Origin of the sequence: Wolbachia endosymbiont of Oedothorax gibbosus, assembly GCF_936270435.1 — a bacterium.
In the GTDB taxonomy this organism is placed as follows: Bacteria; Pseudomonadota; Alphaproteobacteria; order Rickettsiales; family Anaplasmataceae; genus Wolbachia.
The window spans coordinates 1355233-1374983 of record NZ_OW370567.1 but is presented as its reverse complement, the minus strand read 5'-3'; the positions used below and the strand labels follow the sequence as shown (position 1 = coordinate 1374983).

Annotated in this window: 10 protein-coding genes; 8 read left to right on the top strand and 2 right to left on the bottom strand. The window is 35.2% G+C overall.

Annotated elements, in window-relative coordinates:
* Nucleotides 1-111: 111 nt before the first annotated feature.
* On the top strand, nucleotides 112-1632 hold the full coding sequence (locus tag NBW39_RS06930; protein WP_458695377.1) for a type II secretion system protein GspD: 1521 nt from the start codon (nucleotides 112-114) through the stop codon (nucleotides 1630-1632).
* On the opposite strand, the gene NBW39_RS06925 is transcribed toward NBW39_RS06930, so the two are convergent.
* Both NBW39_RS06925 and lysS read right to left on the bottom strand, forming a co-directional pair.
* The gene (locus NBW39_RS06925) at nucleotides 1629-2588 is read right to left on the bottom strand and encodes an outer membrane protein (protein WP_250295782.1); all 960 of its coding nucleotides are present in this window, start codon (nucleotides 2586-2588) and stop codon (nucleotides 1629-1631) included. The two genes, NBW39_RS06930 and NBW39_RS06925, sit on opposite strands and share 4 nt — an antisense overlap.
* A gap of 240 nt (nucleotides 2589-2828) precedes the next feature.
* The gene (lysS, locus tag NBW39_RS06920) at nucleotides 2829-4484 is read right to left on the bottom strand and encodes a lysine--tRNA ligase (protein WP_250295010.1); all 1656 of its coding nucleotides are present in this window, start codon (nucleotides 4482-4484) and stop codon (nucleotides 2829-2831) included.
* 108 nt (nucleotides 4485-4592) lie between these two features.
* Here lysS and NBW39_RS06915 point away from each other — a divergent pair, with 108 nt between their 5' ends.
* The 7 genes from NBW39_RS06915 (at nucleotide 4593) to NBW39_RS06885 (ending at nucleotide 19689) form a co-directional block, all read left to right on the top strand.
* A complete protein-coding gene (locus tag NBW39_RS06915) occupies nucleotides 4593-4889 on the top strand; it encodes a type IV secretion system protein VirB3 (RefSeq protein WP_007548615.1) in 297 nt (98 codons plus the stop codon).
* Nucleotides 4890-4898: 9 nt separating this feature from the next.
* Nucleotides 4899-7304: a VirB4 family type IV secretion/conjugal transfer ATPase gene (locus NBW39_RS06910; RefSeq protein ID WP_250295781.1), complete on the top strand. Its 2406-nt coding sequence runs from the start codon at nucleotides 4899-4901 to the stop codon at nucleotides 7302-7304.
* On the top strand, nucleotides 7297-9789 hold the full coding sequence (locus tag NBW39_RS06905; protein WP_250295009.1) for a TrbL/VirB6 family protein: 2493 nt from the start codon (nucleotides 7297-7299) through the stop codon (nucleotides 9787-9789). The genes NBW39_RS06910 and NBW39_RS06905 overlap by 8 nt, the downstream gene beginning before the upstream one ends.
* A 33-nt stretch (nucleotides 9790-9822) precedes the next feature.
* Nucleotides 9823-12225, top strand: coding sequence for a TrbL/VirB6 family protein (locus NBW39_RS06900; protein ID WP_250295008.1), 2403 nt, complete (start codon nucleotides 9823-9825; stop codon nucleotides 12223-12225).
* Nucleotides 12225-15293 carry a TrbL/VirB6 family protein gene (locus tag NBW39_RS06895; RefSeq protein WP_250295007.1) on the top strand — a complete coding sequence of 1023 codons (3069 nt, stop codon included), beginning with the start codon at nucleotides 12225-12227 and terminating at the stop codon, nucleotides 15291-15293. Before NBW39_RS06900 ends, NBW39_RS06895 begins: the two co-directional genes overlap by 1 nt.
* 90 nt (nucleotides 15294-15383) lie before the next feature.
* Nucleotides 15384-19070 carry a type IV secretion system protein gene (locus tag NBW39_RS06890; RefSeq protein ID WP_250295006.1) on the top strand — a complete coding sequence of 1229 codons (3687 nt, stop codon included), beginning with the start codon at nucleotides 15384-15386 and terminating at the stop codon, nucleotides 19068-19070.
* A complete protein-coding gene (locus tag NBW39_RS06885; RefSeq protein WP_250295005.1) occupies nucleotides 19060-19689 on the top strand; it encodes a WD_0853 family protein in 630 nt (209 codons plus the stop codon). The genes NBW39_RS06890 and NBW39_RS06885 overlap by 11 nt, the downstream gene beginning before the upstream one ends.
* Nucleotides 19690-19751 lie beyond the last annotated feature (62 nt).

Sequence of the window (19751 nt, the reverse complement as noted above, 5' to 3'; positions counted from 1 at the left end):
GGGCATACAAAAAAACATATAGCCAAAGCTAATATACGGCAATTATCTGCTCGATGAAAATGAGATTAAATACATTTTTAATATTTTTATAGAAATCTATTAGTATAGATTTTGTATGCTGTTCTAATGGCTATCTTTAAGTGTTTAATGCTCCTTTTTATTATTTCCTGCACACACCTGCCTACTAAGCAACATCCGACTAACGAAGATCATCATGATATAGGTGAGCACGATTATTCGTTGCAGCAATACAATACCTCTTTGGAGAGTAATGAACCGGCAATACCAGAGATTATTCCTTTACCAATAGAGTTTCCTGATCTCACGACCAGTAGTCAGCTTATTTCTATTAATGTTAGCGAAGAAGTATCAGTAAAGGATTTGCTGATTGAGATAGGAAAACTTTCTGACATTAACTTGGATATAGATCCAAAAATATCAGGTAATATTATTTTAAAGCTGAAAGATAAGAGTATAAACGAAGTAATTCAGAGTATAGCAGATAGCGCCAAACTGCGTTACTCAACAAGTAACGGTGTAATTAGAATTGAGCAGGACTTGCCATACGCGCAAAATTATTACGTAGACTTCATTAATATTCAACATTCTGCTCAAAGCAGTTTCGTCATTAGTAACAATATTACTAACAGTGATGGAAGTAACGTTGATAGGGACTACAACAACGTTATGAAGTCTCAATATAGTAGTGACTTATGGAATTCATTAGAAAAAGGCTTGAATGCAATAATGGATGTTAACGGGGTGGATGATGGCGAATTCCTTTCATCCAACAGAGAAGCTGGTGTTATTATTTTGAATGCTAGAAAAGATATTCATAAAGCTGTTGAAGAATATATTAATAAGGTTAAGAAGTTAGCGTCTTCTCAAGTAATGATAGAGGCAAAAATAGTTGAAGTTGTGTTAGATGACAAATACCTTTCTGGTATAAACTTAAATGATTTACGCGATGGAACTAAGTCTATAATAAATCAAGATAACTCCATTATTAACCTAGCAATGAACTTTGATGTGAGTGATCTAGGAGATTTAGTAAAAAATTTAGACAAATTTGGCACTTCAACCGTAATTTCAAGCCCCAGAGTACATGCTATAAATAATCAGCAAGCGATGATTTCATTCACTAAAAACCATATTTATTTTACTTCCGATATACAAAAAGATACTAGAAATTCTAATCAGACCTTAATTACCAAGATGAATAGCGTTCCAATAGGTGTTGTGCTAATAATCCACCCAAGCATTAACATTGATACTAGTGAAATATTCATGGATATACATCCAACTTTATCAAGAATTAACGGCTACGTTAAAGATCCAGATATAGAGTACATCGCACAGCAGAGTAAAATGAAATTAAATAGCGACATTCCAATTGTTGAAATCAGAGAAATGAACTCTATGTTAAAAATCAAGAGCGGTGAAATTATGGTAATCGGTGGGCTTATAGAACATAGAGAAGATAAGCAAAGCTTATTGCACCAGAAGTCAAAAAGGCTAGCGAATAACATTAGAACAGTAGAAACCGTCATCTTTTTAAAAGCAACAATAGTACCAACATTTGGTTTGTTAGATAGAAAAGATAAGAATTTGTATATATTGAATAATTACTAAAAATTAAATATCAAACCAATTTCAATATTGTGAGTAGATATTTCATCTGCAATGGGTGTCGGAATGCTAAAATAACGATAGCCGAGAAAGGTTTTTACTTCTGGGATTATTGAATAGTTCATACCAAGCTTTATTTGATAAGCAAACCAAGGAACATTAAGTGGCATTGAATTTTGGGGTGACCCATTAATCTTTTTTAATCTAAAAACTGTTGGTCCTATACCAAGACCAATGTACGGAGCAAATTGCGTATTTTGAATGTTGGGGTTATAATAAAGGTTTAATAAAAATGCAAACACGCTTGCTGATTTATCAAATATCGGAGGAGAATTACTATCTTCAATATTGACTTTAGAATACATGGCTTCAAGATCAATTTTACCATTTTCTCCAGCATAGTAACCTAAAGACATGCTGCTAAACCACTGGAAATCAATTTTACCGTTAAACTTCTGTATACTCTCAATTTCATCCACTAATCCCTCTTTGATAAACACTGATACTAATTTTTCTTGCAAAGAAAGATTAGGATTAGCTGTATTGATTAAATTAATAAACCTTTCTCCTATTGCCTTTATACCCTTTACAAATGTTTCTGAATTATCATGGTATATCTTACCACCGTTAGCACTAACATAAAAATCAAGTTTTTTCGATTTTTCTTTTGTGAGTTGCTCATTATCAGCTCGATCTACAATACGTGACCACATATTTTTCTGATCAGCTACTTGGAGAATAGAAGGTGGACTACTTTCAAGTTCTTGATATTTTAAATCATTTACTAGTATTTCTTTTTCAGTAACCTCTTCAGAACGTATTACACTTTCATTATTGTCTGTTTCTAATTTTAAGGGTTGTATTTGCTCAATGTGTGTATTGTTACTGATATAAGTAATAAAAAAATAGACACATGGAACGAAGATGAAAAATAAAGTAATAGATCTTTTAGTTATCACAAATGAACCCATAATTATCATTTATAGTATAACTACTATATCACATACTTCTTTAATGTACAAAAAATTAAGGTAAGGCCAACTATGTTTTTTTTTAATTTGTGTGATTCATAGAGGTTATTACAATAAAAATGTAAAATAAAAATTTGGACTTGTGTATTAAACATATAGACTTAAAACCACTATTAGTATCTTTTTTTTATACTCTATGTCACCTATTTTTTGCCACTCCTCTGCTATCTATTTAGTAGCGCTCTCTATGAGAGAAAGCGTATTATCTATTCCGTAAAGCTTTATAAAGGATCCCATTCTTGGACCTGTTTTTTGGCCAAGTAACGTTTCATATAATAGCTGAAACCAATCACGTAAGTTGGTGTAATCATATTTTTTTCCAATAGAAAATACCTGAGATTGAATTTCTTCAGCAGTAGCAGTTATAGATAGAGAATGTAAAGTGTTCTTCAAATCTAGTAACGCTTCTTTCTCTTTTTCATTTGGAGTTTTATATGATTTCGTTGGTTTGATAAAATCGTGGTAATACTTTACTGCAAAGTCTGAAAGTCTATCAAGCATTTTATTATTTTCTGGTGTAACGTTCGGTGCATAAGAGGATATAAAACCCCATAAGATCTCTTTGTTTTCTGCGTTACAGGCCACTGCTAGGTTTAAAAGTAGTGAGAAATTTATGCCTGAAGTTTCTATATTGGGAACATTGCCCTGGTGAATGTGCCAGGCAGGGTTTGCTTCTGATGGCAATTTTGTCGTTAAAGCTTGCTTGCGCTCCTCAAATACATTCGAGTATTCTGCGGTGCTCACCTGCGCTTCTCCTAAAAATTTCTCATCATAACCAGGTTCTGTATGAAATTTACTATTTGTGTTTCCCCCGTTGTTCTCGTTGTAACGTCTTACAAATTCTAAATATTCATCAGTTGATTTTGGTATCACATCAAAATATAAACGTTTAGCTTTTTTAGGACTCTGAAAAATGTACAATGCTAAGCTCTCTGTTGGTGCGTAAGTTAACCACTCTTCAATTGAAATGCCATTTCCTTTTGATTTTGATATTTTCTTTCCTTCTTTATCAAGGAAAAATTCATAGCAAAATAGGAGCGGTGGCTTTTCTCCAAGTATTTCACATATTTGACTTGAGAGCACAGCAGATGGAGTTAAATCTTTTCCGTGAGCTTCATAATTTACTCCAAATGCGGCCCACCTCATTCCCCAATCAGGTTTCCATTGCAGTTTACATTTTCCTTTTGTCACTGGAACTTCTATTTTTTCCCCGTTTGGGTCTTCATATGTGATTGTTCCTTTATCTGTATTTGTTTCAATTACTGAAACTTGTAAAACTTGAGAAGTTTTTGGGCATATTGGCAAGAATGGACTATAAGTCTGCTGTCTTTCTTCCCGAAATGATGGAAGCATTACGTCCATCACTTTATCATAATTTTTCAGCAAGAGTAAAAGTTTTTCATCGTAAACGCCAGATTTATAACACTCTGTTGCACTCCTGAACTCGTATTCAAATTCAAACATATCAAGAAATTTACACAACAATGAATTCATATGATGACCATAACTCTGATGAGTGCCAAATGGATCAGGTATCATAGTTAGTGGTTTATTTAAGTGCTCTCTTAGCATCTCTTGATTTGGCACATTATCTGGTATTTTTCGCAAACCATCCATATCATCTGAAACTGCAATGATTTTGGTTTTTATACCAGGAGCTATTTTTTTTAATGCATTTACAATAACTGTAGTGCGGAAAACCTCTCCAAAGGTTCCTATGTGGGGTAAACCAGAGGGTCCATAACCAGTTTCAAATATTATTTCTTTTTTATTAGGAAACTCTTGCAATATTTTTTCTGCTTCTTGAAATGGCCAACTTGTCATTATCGGGATTAAATAATGTATCTTAACTTAAAGTGCTACTAGTTTCAATGGATTTTTAATATAATGATATAGTATTAGTGTTAGAGCTATTATTAGAAGGTTAAAGATATGTCCACAGGTAGTATACAAACAGATCAATTATTTAAAGGTCTTACAAGACCTGCAATGCTCTTTGGTGTGAGTTATATGTTTGCAATATTAAACGTCCTGATTTGCATGCTAATTTTCATTAATTCAAATGATTTAAGAGTGATTCTCTTAATGTTACCAGGTATACATGGACTTGGTTATATAGCTTCTGCAAAAGAACCGTTGTTTATTGAATTATTTATGGTAAAATTGGGAAAGTGCTCGAAATGTTTAAATCGTTTTTATCATGGAGCCAATTCTTATGATATTGCTTAACGTTGTGTGATGCTGAGGTTTAGGGCTGTTCAATCAAAGAATAAATCTACTCTGAGCAGGGAAGTTCACGCTGCTGAATTTATTCCTTATTCTTGCTATTGGAATAGCACAACCTTGATGACAAAAGAAAATTGGTTGGTTAAGGTTATAAAATTAAGTGGCTTTGCATTTGAAACCGCCGATGACGAGGATTTAGTCATACAGAACAACATCAGGAATCAGATGCTAAGAAGCATTTCATCTCCGGCATTTAGTTTGTATTTTCATACTATCAGACGTAAGAAAAATATTTTTTCTGATGAATTTGCAAGTCAAGGTTTGCCGAATTTTTTCGCTAATCACGTAAATCTAAAATGGAGAGAAAAACACGCAACAAGGCAATCATTTATTAATGACCTATACATTACGATTATCCGTAGAGCGGACACAAAAGGAGTAGAATTTTTGTCACATCTACTAAAAAAATTCGGACATGTAACTTCAAAACATGCTTGGGAAAGTGATATACGTGCCACGTATGAAGATTTAGAGGAAACGACAAATCGTGTAGTGACAAGCCTTAGAAATTATTCGCCTAAAATTCTTGGAGTAAAAGAAACTCCAGATGGTTTGTTCTGCGAAATAATGGAGTTTCTATCTAGAATCGTAAATTGTGGCTTCGTTACAAATACGCTTTTTCCGCTAAGAACTGAAATATCAAGATACTTACCAGTACATAGGTTATTCTTTGGCCGTAAGATGATACAGGTTGTGACTCATAATGAGAGTAAATATGCTGGAATAATTAGTATCAAAGAATATGGAAATCATACTTCTGCAGGAATGCTTGATTCGTTTTTACAACTTCCTTACGAGTTTATAATTACGCAATCTTTTCAATTTATAAACAGGCAAATGGCGATTGGAAAAATGCAGATACAGCAAAATCGAATGATACAGTCTGCAGATAAAGCTATTTCTCAAATAGCAGAAATTTCTCAAGCGCTTGATGACGCAATGAGTGGTAAGATTGCGTTTGGTCAACATCACCTGACTATTTTATGTATAGAAAAAAGTCCTAAATCATTGGATAACGCTCTGTCGTTGGTAGAATCAGAGCTTTCTAATTGCGGTGTTTACCCTATCCGTGAGAGAGTTAATCTTGAACCAGCATTTTGGGCGCAAATTCCTGGTAATTTCGATTATATAGTGAGAAAAGCTACAATAAGTAGTCTTAATTTGGCTGGATTTGCATCTCAACATAATTATCCTACTGGCAATAAATTCAATAACCACTGGGGAGATGCTGTTACAGTTTTTGACACGACATCTGGTACTCCATTTTTTTTCAACTTTCATATAAGGGATGTTGGACACACTATGATAATTGGCCCAACCGGCGCTGGTAAAACTGTTTTAATGAATTTCTTGTGTGCCCAAGCGATGAAGTTTTCTCCAAGGATATTCTTTTTTGATAAAGATCGCGGTGCAGAGATTTTCTTAAGAGCACTTAGTGGTATCTATACTGTAATAGAACCAAGAACTAAAACAAATTTTAATCCTTTGCAACTTGATGACACCTCTGATAATAGAACATTTTTAATGGAGTGGATAAAGTCTTTAATTTCGGTATATAATGATAAATTTACTTCAGAAGATATTGCACGAATTAATGATGCAATTGAAGGAAATTTTAAATTAAGAAAAGAAGACAGGTTCTTGAGAAACCTCGTACCGTTTTTAGGGCTTGCAGGTCCTGATACTCTAGCTGGGGCAATATCTATGTGGCATGATAATGGTTCTCATGCTGCAATATTTGACAATAAAGAAGATTTGCTAGATTTTTCACGAGCAAGAGTATTTGGTTTTGAGATGGCTAGCTTGCTCAAAGATCCTGTTGCTCTTGGACCGGTCTTAATTTATTTATTTCATAGGATTAGTATATCTCTTGATGGCACTCCATCTATTATCGTTCTTGATGAGGCATGGGCATTAATAGATAATCCAGTTTTTGCGCCCAAGATAAAAGACTGGTTGAAAGTGTTGAGAAAGTTAAATGCTTTTGTGATTTTTGCTACTCAGAGTGTTGAGGATGCAAGTAAAAGTGCTATTAGCGATACGCTTGTACAACAAACAGCGACACAGATTTTTTTACCAAATCTGAAAGCTACTAGTGTCTATCGGGATGTTTTTATGTTAACTGAACGTGAATATATATTAATTAAGCACACAGATCCAAGTACTAGATTCTTTTTGGTGAAACAGGGAGTTAATGCTGTAGTAGCTAGAATAGACTTAAAAGACCTGGATGATATAATCAACGTATTATCCGGACGTGCAGAAAGTGTTCTATTGTTACACGATATATTAAATGAAGTTGGGGACAACCCAAAAGTATGGTTGCCTATATTTTATCAGAAGGTAAAAAATGTTTAAGACTAAGCTGTCATTGCTATTAATTGCGATATTTTTACTAAATATAGACTTTTTACTCTCATATCCAGTGCTTGCAGATGGAGTAAGTGGTACTGACAAGACAGAATTTGTTAGCAGATTTAATTCCACTGGCAGCTTTAGCCGTGCCTCTAACCCTGATTGTGGAGCGTTTAAAACGGCTGCGGCACTTGCTGGAATAGCGATTGCTGTTGGTGCAATATTTACTGGCATTGTTTTGATTGTCTCTTCCGCTGGTGTATTTACTGCTATTGTTATTGTTGGAATGATAGCTGCAATTGTTGGAGTCTGGAAAGCGATAGGAGGACTTGTTGTTTGTGAACATAGTTTTGTTAAACACCCAGTTGCACGTGACCATGATGGAAAATATAAAAACTTTAAATTAAAAGATACAGGTTATAGTGTCTACACAGATAAAAATTATCAAAAAGAAGACGAATATTTTTCTGCATTACAAGGAAAATCAGGAAAAGATGGAAAACAAACAGAAAAAGAGATTTTAGACTCTAACAACTCGGATACTATGAATAACGAATATAAGAATTATTTTTGGCCAAAAAACGGTGTGCAATACAGTGAATATATAGAAGTATGTCATCGAAACCCCTTAACGTTTGGTAATCTTTTTGGTGATATAGACTTTAATGTCAGGGAGAAAGATACTGGATATGAAGGTGGGTCATGGTCCCCAAGAGTTGATGGTGATTTGCAGTGTAAAGTTCTCAAAGCAGGACAGAGCGAACCCATACATGGATCAACATTTAAAGCAGTGAAAAAAATGGGCAGATTATGTGTGGAGTTAGCAAGTGTGAGAATGCTTGGTATCGAAATGACTCCTTGGCCGCAAGGGGTTGATATGGGATGCACAGAATTGCCACCTGACCCGATTGCTCCTATGTGTGAAAAATCTGTGATGATATTCAAAAATAAAGATGGTACAGGAAAGGAAGAAGTTCCTATTGACAGAGATGATGATTACAAAACTATTATAAGGGACAAAGAAAAAGAAGGAAAAATTTTTGTAGGTTATAATAATGCCAGTTGCTTTAGCAAGTATATCTCTGAAGCTTGCTACAATCAAGCAGGGAGTAAATCATTAGCTCCTATTCCCGTGACTTCTATGATAGTGCAATGCATTAAGGAATCGTTAGATAATTTAGTTGCAGGTATTGATTCAAGTGGCAGCCCACTTAAGGATAAAGATGGACATAACAAGGGCAGTTTCTTATCTGTAGCACAAAAGAGGTTGAAAAACACTGTAACTGCTGTTTTGGTTCTAGCTTTAGTATTGTTCTCTATAAAAGCCATGTCTGGTGGAGTTCAGAGGCCTCAAGAAATGTACATGTTGATCATAAAATTCGCTTTAGTGATTTACTTCACAACAGGTAGTACCATGTCTCATTATTATGGAGAATTAACTCGTCTCTCAAATGGTTTGTCAGAGATAGTGCTAAAAGCATCATCTGAAAGTAAAGGCATATGTAATTATAACGCAGGTACAGATTATGAATATACTCGTGCAGGAAAGAAGGTATCTTACAGTTATCTTGCACCTTGGGATAGGCTTGATTGTAGAATTTTATTTTATTTAGGTGCCCCTTTAGATGGAATTGGTGGCAAAATTGGTACTGGAGGTGTTGCAACGTTAGCGGTCTTGCTTGGTGCTGCTCCTGTCTTGTTAGTTGCAGGTTCGGTGATTGGTATTATTTTTGCTGGTGGACAGATTTTAATAGCTCTTGTTGCTATATTTATGGCCATTTTGCTGATGATGGTTATTTTGTGGCTGTGCTATGTATTTATTTTATCTCTAGTTGCTTTGAGTGTAATCATCATTTTATCACCTTTGTTCATCCCTATGGTTTTATTCCAACACACCAAAGGATATTTTGACGGCTGGGTGAAAGAGTTGATTACCTATAGCTTATACCCGGTTATCCTTTTTGCGTTTTTGTCCTTTATGTTCATAGCATGTGATAAAATTTATTTTAAAAATTTGAACTTTGAGTCGGACAAGGAATATGAGGATAAAATAAAAGCCTCGGGTGGTAGCAAAAAACAATGGTTTAAATTGAAAGATGGAGAATGTAATAACAATGAAACTACTCTAGCATGTATGATGCAAAACTACAGCTTTAAAAAGAGCAGCATACTTGGTCTATTCGACTTTACATACATGGAGTTTGGCAGCTCTCTCATCGGAGAGTTATTAAAGTTGTGTCTAGTGTTATTCCTCTTTTACCACTTTTTAAACATTCTGCCTAACATGGCTGCTGAACTTGCTGGTAACCATAGAGCAGCACTTGGCTCAGGTCATACACCTGGACAAATGGTGGGCAAAGCTTTATCTGCTGCCAAAGCTGCTGCTGGAGGTGTTGGTCAAGCTGCTGCTGCGGCTGTTAAGAAGGCAAGAGGTACTGGTGGAGGAGGTGGAGATAGTGGTAAAGGTTCCAGCGAAACTATTAACTAAGGTGGCGGTGATGCTAGTTAAGGTAAGTAACAGATGCTTAAACGTTTAAGTAACCAAAACTTGGGTAAGCTATGCATAAGTTTTGTGGTGCTTTTTTTATTGTCTGGATGCGGGGAGGATCACTGTATTAAGCCAGAAAATTTATCAGGTTTGCGTGAAAAACTAGATATAGTGTCAACAGAGCAGAAATGGGTTGATTCTGGTGTCTATATCTCAGATAGAATAAGAGTAACAGAGATTGATATAGCGCCTAGTAAGGTTAATTTTTGTCCTAAGCAGTACGCAGATTTTGCAATTGGGCCTGGGAGAAATGACGTTACATTACCATTTGCACTTGAAGCTGGTGATACGATAAGCTTTAGTGTGATTGGAAGTAAAGTGTGTAAAGATAAAGAGAGTGAGACAAAAATCAGGTATGTAAAAATTGATGAAAGGTGCAGCGAGAAAGAAGAGGAGTATTTTGCACATGTTTTAAATCGAGAAGGATGTCAGGATGGAATATGTCCTAATAAGTACATACGAAGCAATGAATACTGGCTGCATCAAAATGGAAAAGAATATCAGAGTCCAGATTTTTCAAGATCAGATCAAGATAAAAGAAGAAAGGAGATCGAAGATATTGTCAATTCTATAAAACAACAAGGAAAAGATATAGACTGCAGCTCGCTTTCAAGTAATCAAGCAAGCAAGATAGATACATATATTTTAGACCTAACCTGTAAATATGCATGCTTTCTTGATAATCGTGGAGAAAAGCTTTGTTTGCCTAGTCTTGCACAGAATGCTACAAAACGCAATCTGGATACATCCGTTACAAGTGCTTTAAAGCCTATTAATGACGAATCTGTTGGTGAGGCTATTAGTGACATTTTAAAGGATGCAAAAATAGAAACTGATGTTCAATACTTAAGTGTTTATATGGATGGTGTAAAGTTTAAAAATGCGCGATATGGTGGTATATGTACTAGTTGTAATCACGAGATAAGTGATAGCCATGCAATAAACTCAGAATTAATTTTTACGTTAGGTGATGGTACTGGCAAGGGTGGTTTCAACATAAGAGTAACGAAGAACCACAGTCTGGAGAATAGCTTGTATATAAGCGTCTCTGACAAACTTCCTGAACATAAGCCTGGTGAAAACCAAGCGGATATATCTGTAGATATCAGCATGGAAAACTTGAAAGGAAAATTAAAAGACAAAACAGGCACCATATATTACGGAATAAGAGACCATGGCTGCGATTACAAAAATGAAGGTCAGTTTAGCATTAACCTAACAACTAAAGAGCCACCTACAAGAACTTTTAGTGCAATATATAATTTTTTTGATGAGAAAGTGAAAACTGCATTTTTCGGCTCTAATTATAAAGACCCTAACGCAATTCACTCTGATACTAGTCCTGTAAAGTCTCTTTACGAAAGTTTTATAAAATCAAGCAGAACAAATACCATTAGATCCACGATAATATCGCTACTAGTATTATACATAGTCTTGTATACTCTTTATTACTTTTTTGGGTTAACTCATGTTTCTATATATGAGTTTTTAATTATATGCGTAAAGATAGGAATCATTACCCAGCTATTGCAGGATAATAGCTGGAACTTTTTTTATAACAACGCATTTTCTGTGTTTGTTAACACTCCAAGACAACTAATAGAAATAGCAAATTTTAGAGGCACTACATCAAATGTTTTTGAGTTTCTTGATTTGCCGTTGAATAGATTTTTGTCATCGCATTCAGTATTGTTAATAGTATCTCTTATATTTTCCGGCCCTTTGGGCATTGTATCTTTTTGCTTGGTGATTTGGGGGTTAATCACAGTGAGCTTATCTATTCTCAAAGCCTTATTTTCTTTTATTACATCTATAGCAATAGTTGCGTTACTGCTTTCTTTAGCGCCTATTTTTATTATTTGTCTTTTATTTGCGTATACTAGGCAGATGTTTCACAACTGGGTTAAAAATTTAGCAAGATTTGCGATTCATCCAGTAGTGCTTTTAATTTTTATATCACTGATAAGCCAGGTTATGGATTATATTGTGTATTCAGTATTTGATTTTGAAGTCTGCTCTACGTGTATACTTAGTATTAACCTAAAGATTTTTAACCCTTGTATCTTCTATGGTTATGCTTCCAAATATACACCTAATATTACCGCTATGATGGCTTTTGTTATTTTGGGACACGCTATGAAAGCTTTAGTTGAAGCTTCTTCGAAAATATCTGACTCGTTGTTTGGTGTTTATGTGCAAAACGAACTTGGAAAAGAATATCAACAAAGCTTAATGGGAACAGTAGGGTTAGATGAACAAAGCGCTCAAAGAAGAGCAGGAAGTGTTTCTCAACAATCAGGTACGCCAAGTCAAAGGCCTCAAATACCGCAAAGGGCTCAAGGACCTCAAGGGCCTAAGATACCAGGGGGCTCATAATGATAAGTAAAAGATCGTTATTATTTATATTATGTTTCGCAATCACTGGTTGTAACATGGATTGTGTTGAGCCTGGGTTACAGAGCAGAAACACCAGCGTTAATGTGGATGTTCCAGTTCATAAAGCAGATAAGATCCATTGGGTTGATTCTGGTCAGATAATTAGCAAGGGTGAGGAAATCAAATTCACCCTCGATGGATCAGTAAATTTTTGCCCTTTTAAAGAAGACAAAAATCCAAGGAAAGTACTTGTGCCAGCTAGCTTTTGTGCTGATGGTTCAGAACCAGATTATAGTAAAGCTGCAAATATTAACGATGTGCTTAATAATTATGGCGTTGATAAAAAAGACGTAAATGAAAACGAATTGTGCGGCGGTAAAGGATTTGGCAGCAATAGACGTTATGTAGACACTGGAATTAAAGTAAATCCTGGTGACAGGTTAAGTTTCAGCTTAGTTCCCAGAAAAATAACAATTGATTATGACAATTCAGGAGGGAAAGGTATCAGCTTTGATGACAATTGTTATAGAGCTGTAGAAAATGACCGTAAGGAAACTGTATATAAGAAAGCTACAGTGAGTGAAGTACATCAGGGGGGAGAGTTTTTTTGTGATGGTAAAGATGGTACAAAAAATAAAATACAATTTTTACCTCTTGATAAAACAAAAGCAAAGGAAAGCAAAGTGCTAGTTGGCAATGGGTATACCCCATATGATAATAAGGTGCATTTTAATAAAGGTTATATTCAAGACAACGAACCATGGGTATATGGTTCGCTACTTGATTTACGCCGCGCTAAAATAGGATTGAACGAATTATGTGATGGAAAAAGCTGCGATTTTAACGAGGTGAAAAAGTATAACTCTACTAAAATAGGGTTGGATCAACTATGCAAAGGAAAAAATTGCGATTTTAACGAGATAAAAAAGTACAGCTCTTATGAGCTTAATTGTTACTATCAGAACGTGTGCTATACCGAGAAGGGTATATGGAACTATGGTTCAGGTCAAGCAGGAGAACAAAACTGTGTCTCTTCTATAAGGTATAAGAAGTACGATAAAGGAAATAGATGTGATATGTATTCTCACCTTAAAGAGGTTGAAGATAGACTTGAGAAGATTAAGAAAAATAAAGAGGATCCCAAGCAGATTAACGTTGATTTTACATCAAACACTGAAGAAGATATTTCCTGGGCTGAGGCTCTTGTTGCAAAAATTGGTGATCTTGATAATCAAGGTACTGCTAAAGGTATCCAATGTCTTCCAGATAATGAAGTAGGTGCAAGAAAGGATAATGTGTGTTCGCAAATTAGTGATAATTTTAAGGATTTTTCTCTGAAATTAAATAGTGACTATACAGTAAAAAATGTAACATCTGGTAGTAGTGTGATGCTTGCCATTGCAGATTATGGTCACTATGAAGCTAATAGAGGTGGGTACCATGTTAAAGTAACTAGATCATGTCAATACATTAATGGCGAAAAACTGTATATGTATTTGGGTGATGAGCCACCTAAAGATTTGCATGGTGTGGGAACTAATGATTTCAAAGTGGTAGGGGTGAGAGAAAGAGTAAACGGAAAAGATGAGTACACCATATTAGATGTAATAAGCGGAAAACACTTTCAGGATGGAGAATCTAAGAAGATATATTTCGGCATTGATGTAAGCAACGTGGAGAAAGATGATATTACGGACAAAGACGGCAAATATTACGAAAACAATAAGTACACAGTAAATTTATTTCTAAAAAGAAAAATAAACGATTTTATTTCATCAAATATAAACGAGATATTTAAATTTGCAACAGGAGGATTTAAAAACAGTGTTGGCGATTCATATGAAGGATATAGAAAGGGCCTGCTTCAAGGAGTAAGAGCTTTGCTTACTCTATACGTTATATTTACTGTCGTTGGCTATATGCTTGGAACAATACAGCTAAGTAAATTTGATTTCATTGTAAGAATGTTCAAGATAGCATTTATAGCTTTTGCCTTTAGCGATAGAAGCTGGGAACTCTTTGGTACAACTTTATCCAGACTTTTTGTAGATGGTACCACTTATTTAGTTGATAGTTTCTCTGGCTATGTAGGGGAAGGAGGTGAGAAATTTGCATTCTTAGACTTAACAGCAGGAGTATTATTCACAGCAGAAACCTGGTTAAAGTTTTTATCGTTGATGCTCTCTGGTCCTTTTGGCTTTATTGCATTTTTGGCAATACTCTACGCTACTTTTGCGTTTTTAAAATGCATTATTAGCGCTACGTTTAAATATGTAATATCTACTGTTCTAGTAGCGTTTTTACTGTCATTAACACCTTTGTTTATCGTGTTTATTTTATTTCAACAGACTAAACCCTTGTTTGATAACTGGATAAAAACGCTGGCTCACGTTGCAGTACAACCGGTTATTTTATTTTCATCTTTATCTCTTTTAAATCAGTTGATGTATTCAGTTTTATATAACCTCACAAATTTTTCTGCATGCTATCAATGTTTAATTAGCGTAAATTTCTTATCGTATGATCTGTGCTTGATGAAATCAATACTGCCTCTTGGATACAGTCCTGGCACTAATGTTGATGTTGCACTCAGTACCGGAGAAAGGGCTGGTGGGCACTTTGCAGCGTTGCCCATAGATCTGATCCAAGCATTTATGTACTTAATTATTGCTAGTGCAATGGAATCTTTTGTTTCTATATCAGAAACTATGGCACAAACACTATTCACCTCTGGTTTTGGGGTTGCTGGCAGTGTTGGTCAGGTTGCTAGGAGTGCGTCACAAGCTATGCTGTCAACCGTTGGCCTTGATGATAGGACCCAAGGTGTGATACAGAACATCAAGCAACAAGTGAGTAAGGATCGGGGAAAAATTGAAGCTAAATTGCCTGACACACCAAAGCAACCAGGCAAAAAAGAAGATTCTAAAGAAAGTCCTGATAAAAAGGAGAGGGGGAGCTCTAAACCTGAAGCACCAAAACAATCAGGTCAGCAAAAAAATCCTGATGAAACAATAAGAAGTGACCCTAGTGCTAAAGCTAAAAACAAGGAAGAAAATGGAGAGAAGTAAGATATGAATGATGTTATGGAGTAACTAATTAAAAAGATATTTTAAGTAAAGTTTTAGAAATTTATTTCTATATTTGGAAAAAGTTTAGATATGCAATCACGCTTAGGCAAATGTTGGTTTAGGGTATTACTTCTTGCAGCTTATGTGCTGATCACAGGTTGTAGTAAGAATGATATGCCTTTTCCAAGGTGCATATCTGCTGACTATTTTGGTCCTAAACCTATTGCAGTAAGCGCTCATTTTTCAAGCGACCACGATGCGTTTATTCCAGGAGATGGAGAAGTTGTTGATCCTGAAACTGGTGAAATTAATTATGGTTTTCACCATAACCAAGTAGTGAAGTGGAAGGATACCGGACTTGAAACCAATGGAGATAGTTTACAAGTGCGAGTTAATGGTGCATGGACATCTTGGAGTAATAATAACAAGAAGGAATCTAAAGGCAGTTATAACTTGCAGAGCTTGGAGCAGTTAAAATATGCAACTAAATTTGAAGGCGAGTCAGGTGATAATAGTCTACCTGACTTTCACTTAGTTTGTAATGATTATAAACCTAGCATACAAAAATTTTCAAGTAAGCCTAAAGCAAGTTGCACTGTAAATTGCAAGTGCATTAATGAAGATGATAGCGCAAATACAGTATCACGTGGTGCTCCATGTTGGTTTACCAATGGTCATGGTGCTTATCTTTTGTTTCAAAGGCCTGGTGACGATAGTCCTAACAAAGATTTGAAATCTATGCGTAATCCTGAATCTCTCACTGTTCATCTAGGTTACAATTCCGTAGCGGAAGATGGAAGCGGGCTTTTTACTTTAGACAGAGATAAACCTAAATTAAAGGACAGAAATTGTAAAGAGTTGACGTTAGAAAAGGGATGGAAAATATATGTAAAAATATTAGATAGATATTACTTAGATAATGTAGGTGGCTACTCTTTTGAATTTTTGGGTGGAGTACAAAAACCAGGTACCTTTGGATTTTTCAATGAAGTTTATCATTATCTAAAAGACACTTTATTGATCTCACCTAATAAAGATTGTAAAGGTAGTGAGTGTGCGGCTGCGCAAACTATGTTTGAGAATATAGTTAAAAAAGGTTCAAGTTTTCACAATTTTGTTCTTTCCTTGCTTGTTCTATTTGTAATGATTTCATCGCTTCTTTATCTTTTTGGCATGATACGAGAAACTAAGCATGATATGCTCATCAGAATGATGAAAATCACTCTAGTAATAGTGCTTATATCTCCTGGAAGCTTTAGATTTTTCTATGATCATTTTCTTGTTTTATTCGTTAAAGGTCTTGAACAATTGATAAGCATAATTATTAATTTTGCTCCCAACATGAACAACGGAAGTATTGCTCAAGGAGATGAAGCTAAGTTGTTTAGCTTCATGGAGGACATGTTCAACAAGTTTTTTGCTTATTCTGTTTGGAAGAAGTTTGCAGCGTTTTTACATTACCAAATGTGGGCAAGCTTACTTATGATACCGGCAATTTTTATAGGGATAGTTTTATATTTCTTGCTGTGCTTATATGCTTACATAATATTCCTCTCTGGCTTTATGGGCATAGCTTTTCTTATAGCTATCATGCCACTGTTCCTGATCTCTATTTTATTTTCACCGCTGAAAAGTCTATTTGAAGGTTGGATAAAATTCTGCATCAGCTTTTGTTTACAGTCGATTATGATATTTGCTCTCTTGTCATTGTTGGCTTCAATGATAATGAACACCTTTTATAGGCAGTTAGGTTTTACTGTATGCTACAATAAATGGTTTGAGGTAAGGTTGTGTGCTCCAAAATGGGTGTTTGGCGGTTTTTGCATCATTGATAAGCAGTACTTTGGTTGGACCCCAGGGCAAATTTTTGTACCTTACACTCTTGGAGAAGCTTCTTCACTTAACATAGACAAAAGCATAGAAGGTATAGAAAAGATAAGCAGAGAAGGTGGTACAATAAAATTTACTGGCGGTGCTGGATATATCCCTCTTCCACCTGATTACCCTAAAGATAAAAATGGTGAACATATAAAAGGTTTTCGTTATATAGATTATCCTTTCTTTAATCCAATTCCTGGAACTAAAGATAATCCAGCAGACCACTATATTGCGGAAAGTGATATGGTAGTTAGTAATGGCTGTAGTGCAAAAGATCTAGTACGCTTAACAAATAGTTTATCTCATGCATCAGAGAGGGCTGACATTATATTACTGATCAACAATATAGACAAAAAGATAGGTGGTATGAATAGTAAAATAACAGAGCTTTACTGTCAATCTCAGCAAGATGAAGAAAAATGTAAAAATTATAGGGAAATAGTGGATGACTACAGAAAAGGTACCATAAGACCAGATCTCAAAAGAGAGATAAAGTCTTTGGTGCAAAGAATAGTAGAACAACAAGGTTGTAGAATACTGAAACTTCATGATTTATATAAGGATCCCAATAGTGAATACTGTCAGAAATGTAAAGATTGTGAGGATTGCAAAAATTATCAAGAAAATAGTGATTACCAAAGGGTGCAAGACATACAGAGAGGTTATTTAATCAATGCAGGGGAAATCTTTGTATTATTCCTGCTTTCATTTTTAATGTTCTCTTTACGCGAGTTCGTACAACAAATGGGCTCAAGTATTGCCGGTGGTGGATTCAGCTTTTACAATATATCCAGGATGTACGAAGCATCTCCTTTAGTTGGCATGGCGGAAGGATTAAAACAGCAGTGGCAAAATTTTGCTGGTGGAAAACTAGAGTCTTTAGGCAATTGGGCTACTCATTTACCGGATAGATTAGCCGGAGGTGCAGCTAATTTACTGGGCAGGGTACCAAGAGTTGGAGGAGTGCTGAAATACGCTATTGATGTGCCACGTAAATTTGTAGGTGCTACTATTGAAGCAACGAAGTTTGCAACATCGCCTGAAAATGATGTTGATAAGCTCGAGGAAAAAATTTACAGGGCATTTGGAGTTGATAAGGAAGACATTACACACAGAAGAATTGGTAAATATTTAGAATATTACAAAGGATATGTAGGATCACATTTGGGCTATACAATAGAAGATGCTATGAAGTTTACTTGGGAGCATGGCCTTGATTCTATAGGAAAGCATGGCTATGATCATAATCTGCTCTATAGAGCAAAATCGCATAGGCGAGATTTCTTGGATAAGCTTCATGATTACACTATAGGACGCAAGAGAGAACCAGAAAAAGACAAGCTTGATCAACCACAAGGAGAAGATAAGTCTGATCAGGTAGTACGAAAACTAGGCACAGAACAAGAAGACAAGCCTAATCTACTACAAGGGGGAGGTAAGTTTAATCAGCCAAATAAAGTAGCACGAGAGTTAGGCACGGAACTAGTAAGAGATAACCATAATCAGCCACTAGAAGAAGACGACCCTCTTCGACTACGAGGGGGAGGTCAGCCAGATAAGGTAGTACGAGAACTAGGTACAGAAAGATACATTGGAAAACATGCTGAGGAAAAAGAAAAAAGAGATCTAGAAGGAGTTTATAATCTTAAGCCTTTATTTAAAGAACCAAAAGATCCAGAAGAATACGTTAAGGCACTTTTTGAAATGAATACCAAGGAAGCTGTAGAAAAAAGTGCTGAAAGAGCTAGAAGAAAAAAAGAAAGAAAAGATCGAGAAGGTGAAGTTTATAATCTTAAGCCTTTATTTAAAGAACCAAAAAATCCAGAAAGGAAATTACCGGAACCAATGAGGAAACCAGATGCAAAAGGAGATGAGAAGAGGATTGAAGATGAAGACTAATAAAAATTTCAAAGGCCTTGATTATTATAAATTGCAGCAAGACAATGATGGCAATATAAAGTTAAATGACTATGATGACATTTTAAATGCGCGTAGGGCAAGAGTGGATCTACTGTTAGATAACACACCAGAAGATAATGTCGACCTTGCTAAATTAAATAAAGCTTTGGGTAAAAAATTCACAGATAATCATGAATTATTATCCGAATTTGATAAGGAAGATCAAGAAATCACGCAAGAAAGGCTTAAGGTGTTTAGTATTTTAGAAAGCCTTGAAGACCTTAAAAGCGTGAAAAGTGAAGATCTGTTGGAAGTTAGTTTATTGCTATCAGATCTTAGCTTCGTAGAGAGAAATGTTGTACTAAATACCGATCAGAATTCTGATCTTGCAGAGTTTAAAAGTCTATTTATCGAAAAAAAGGCATCTGGTGAAGAGTATAGTGAAGAAGAATGTAGAGGCTTTCTTGATAATATAGATAAAATCAATACTATAATTAAGTTAGAATTAGAAAACAGAATTGAAGGGATCAATCACGATGAAAGAAATGATTATGGTGGGTTACAAGATGAGATTGGTCAAGCAATAAATGCAGCAGGCAAATCAAAGAAAAACAACTGATGGTCTTGTGTTTGTATTCTTCTTGTAAGTAACTCTGGTAGCTTCTTTCTATTAAACTGCTA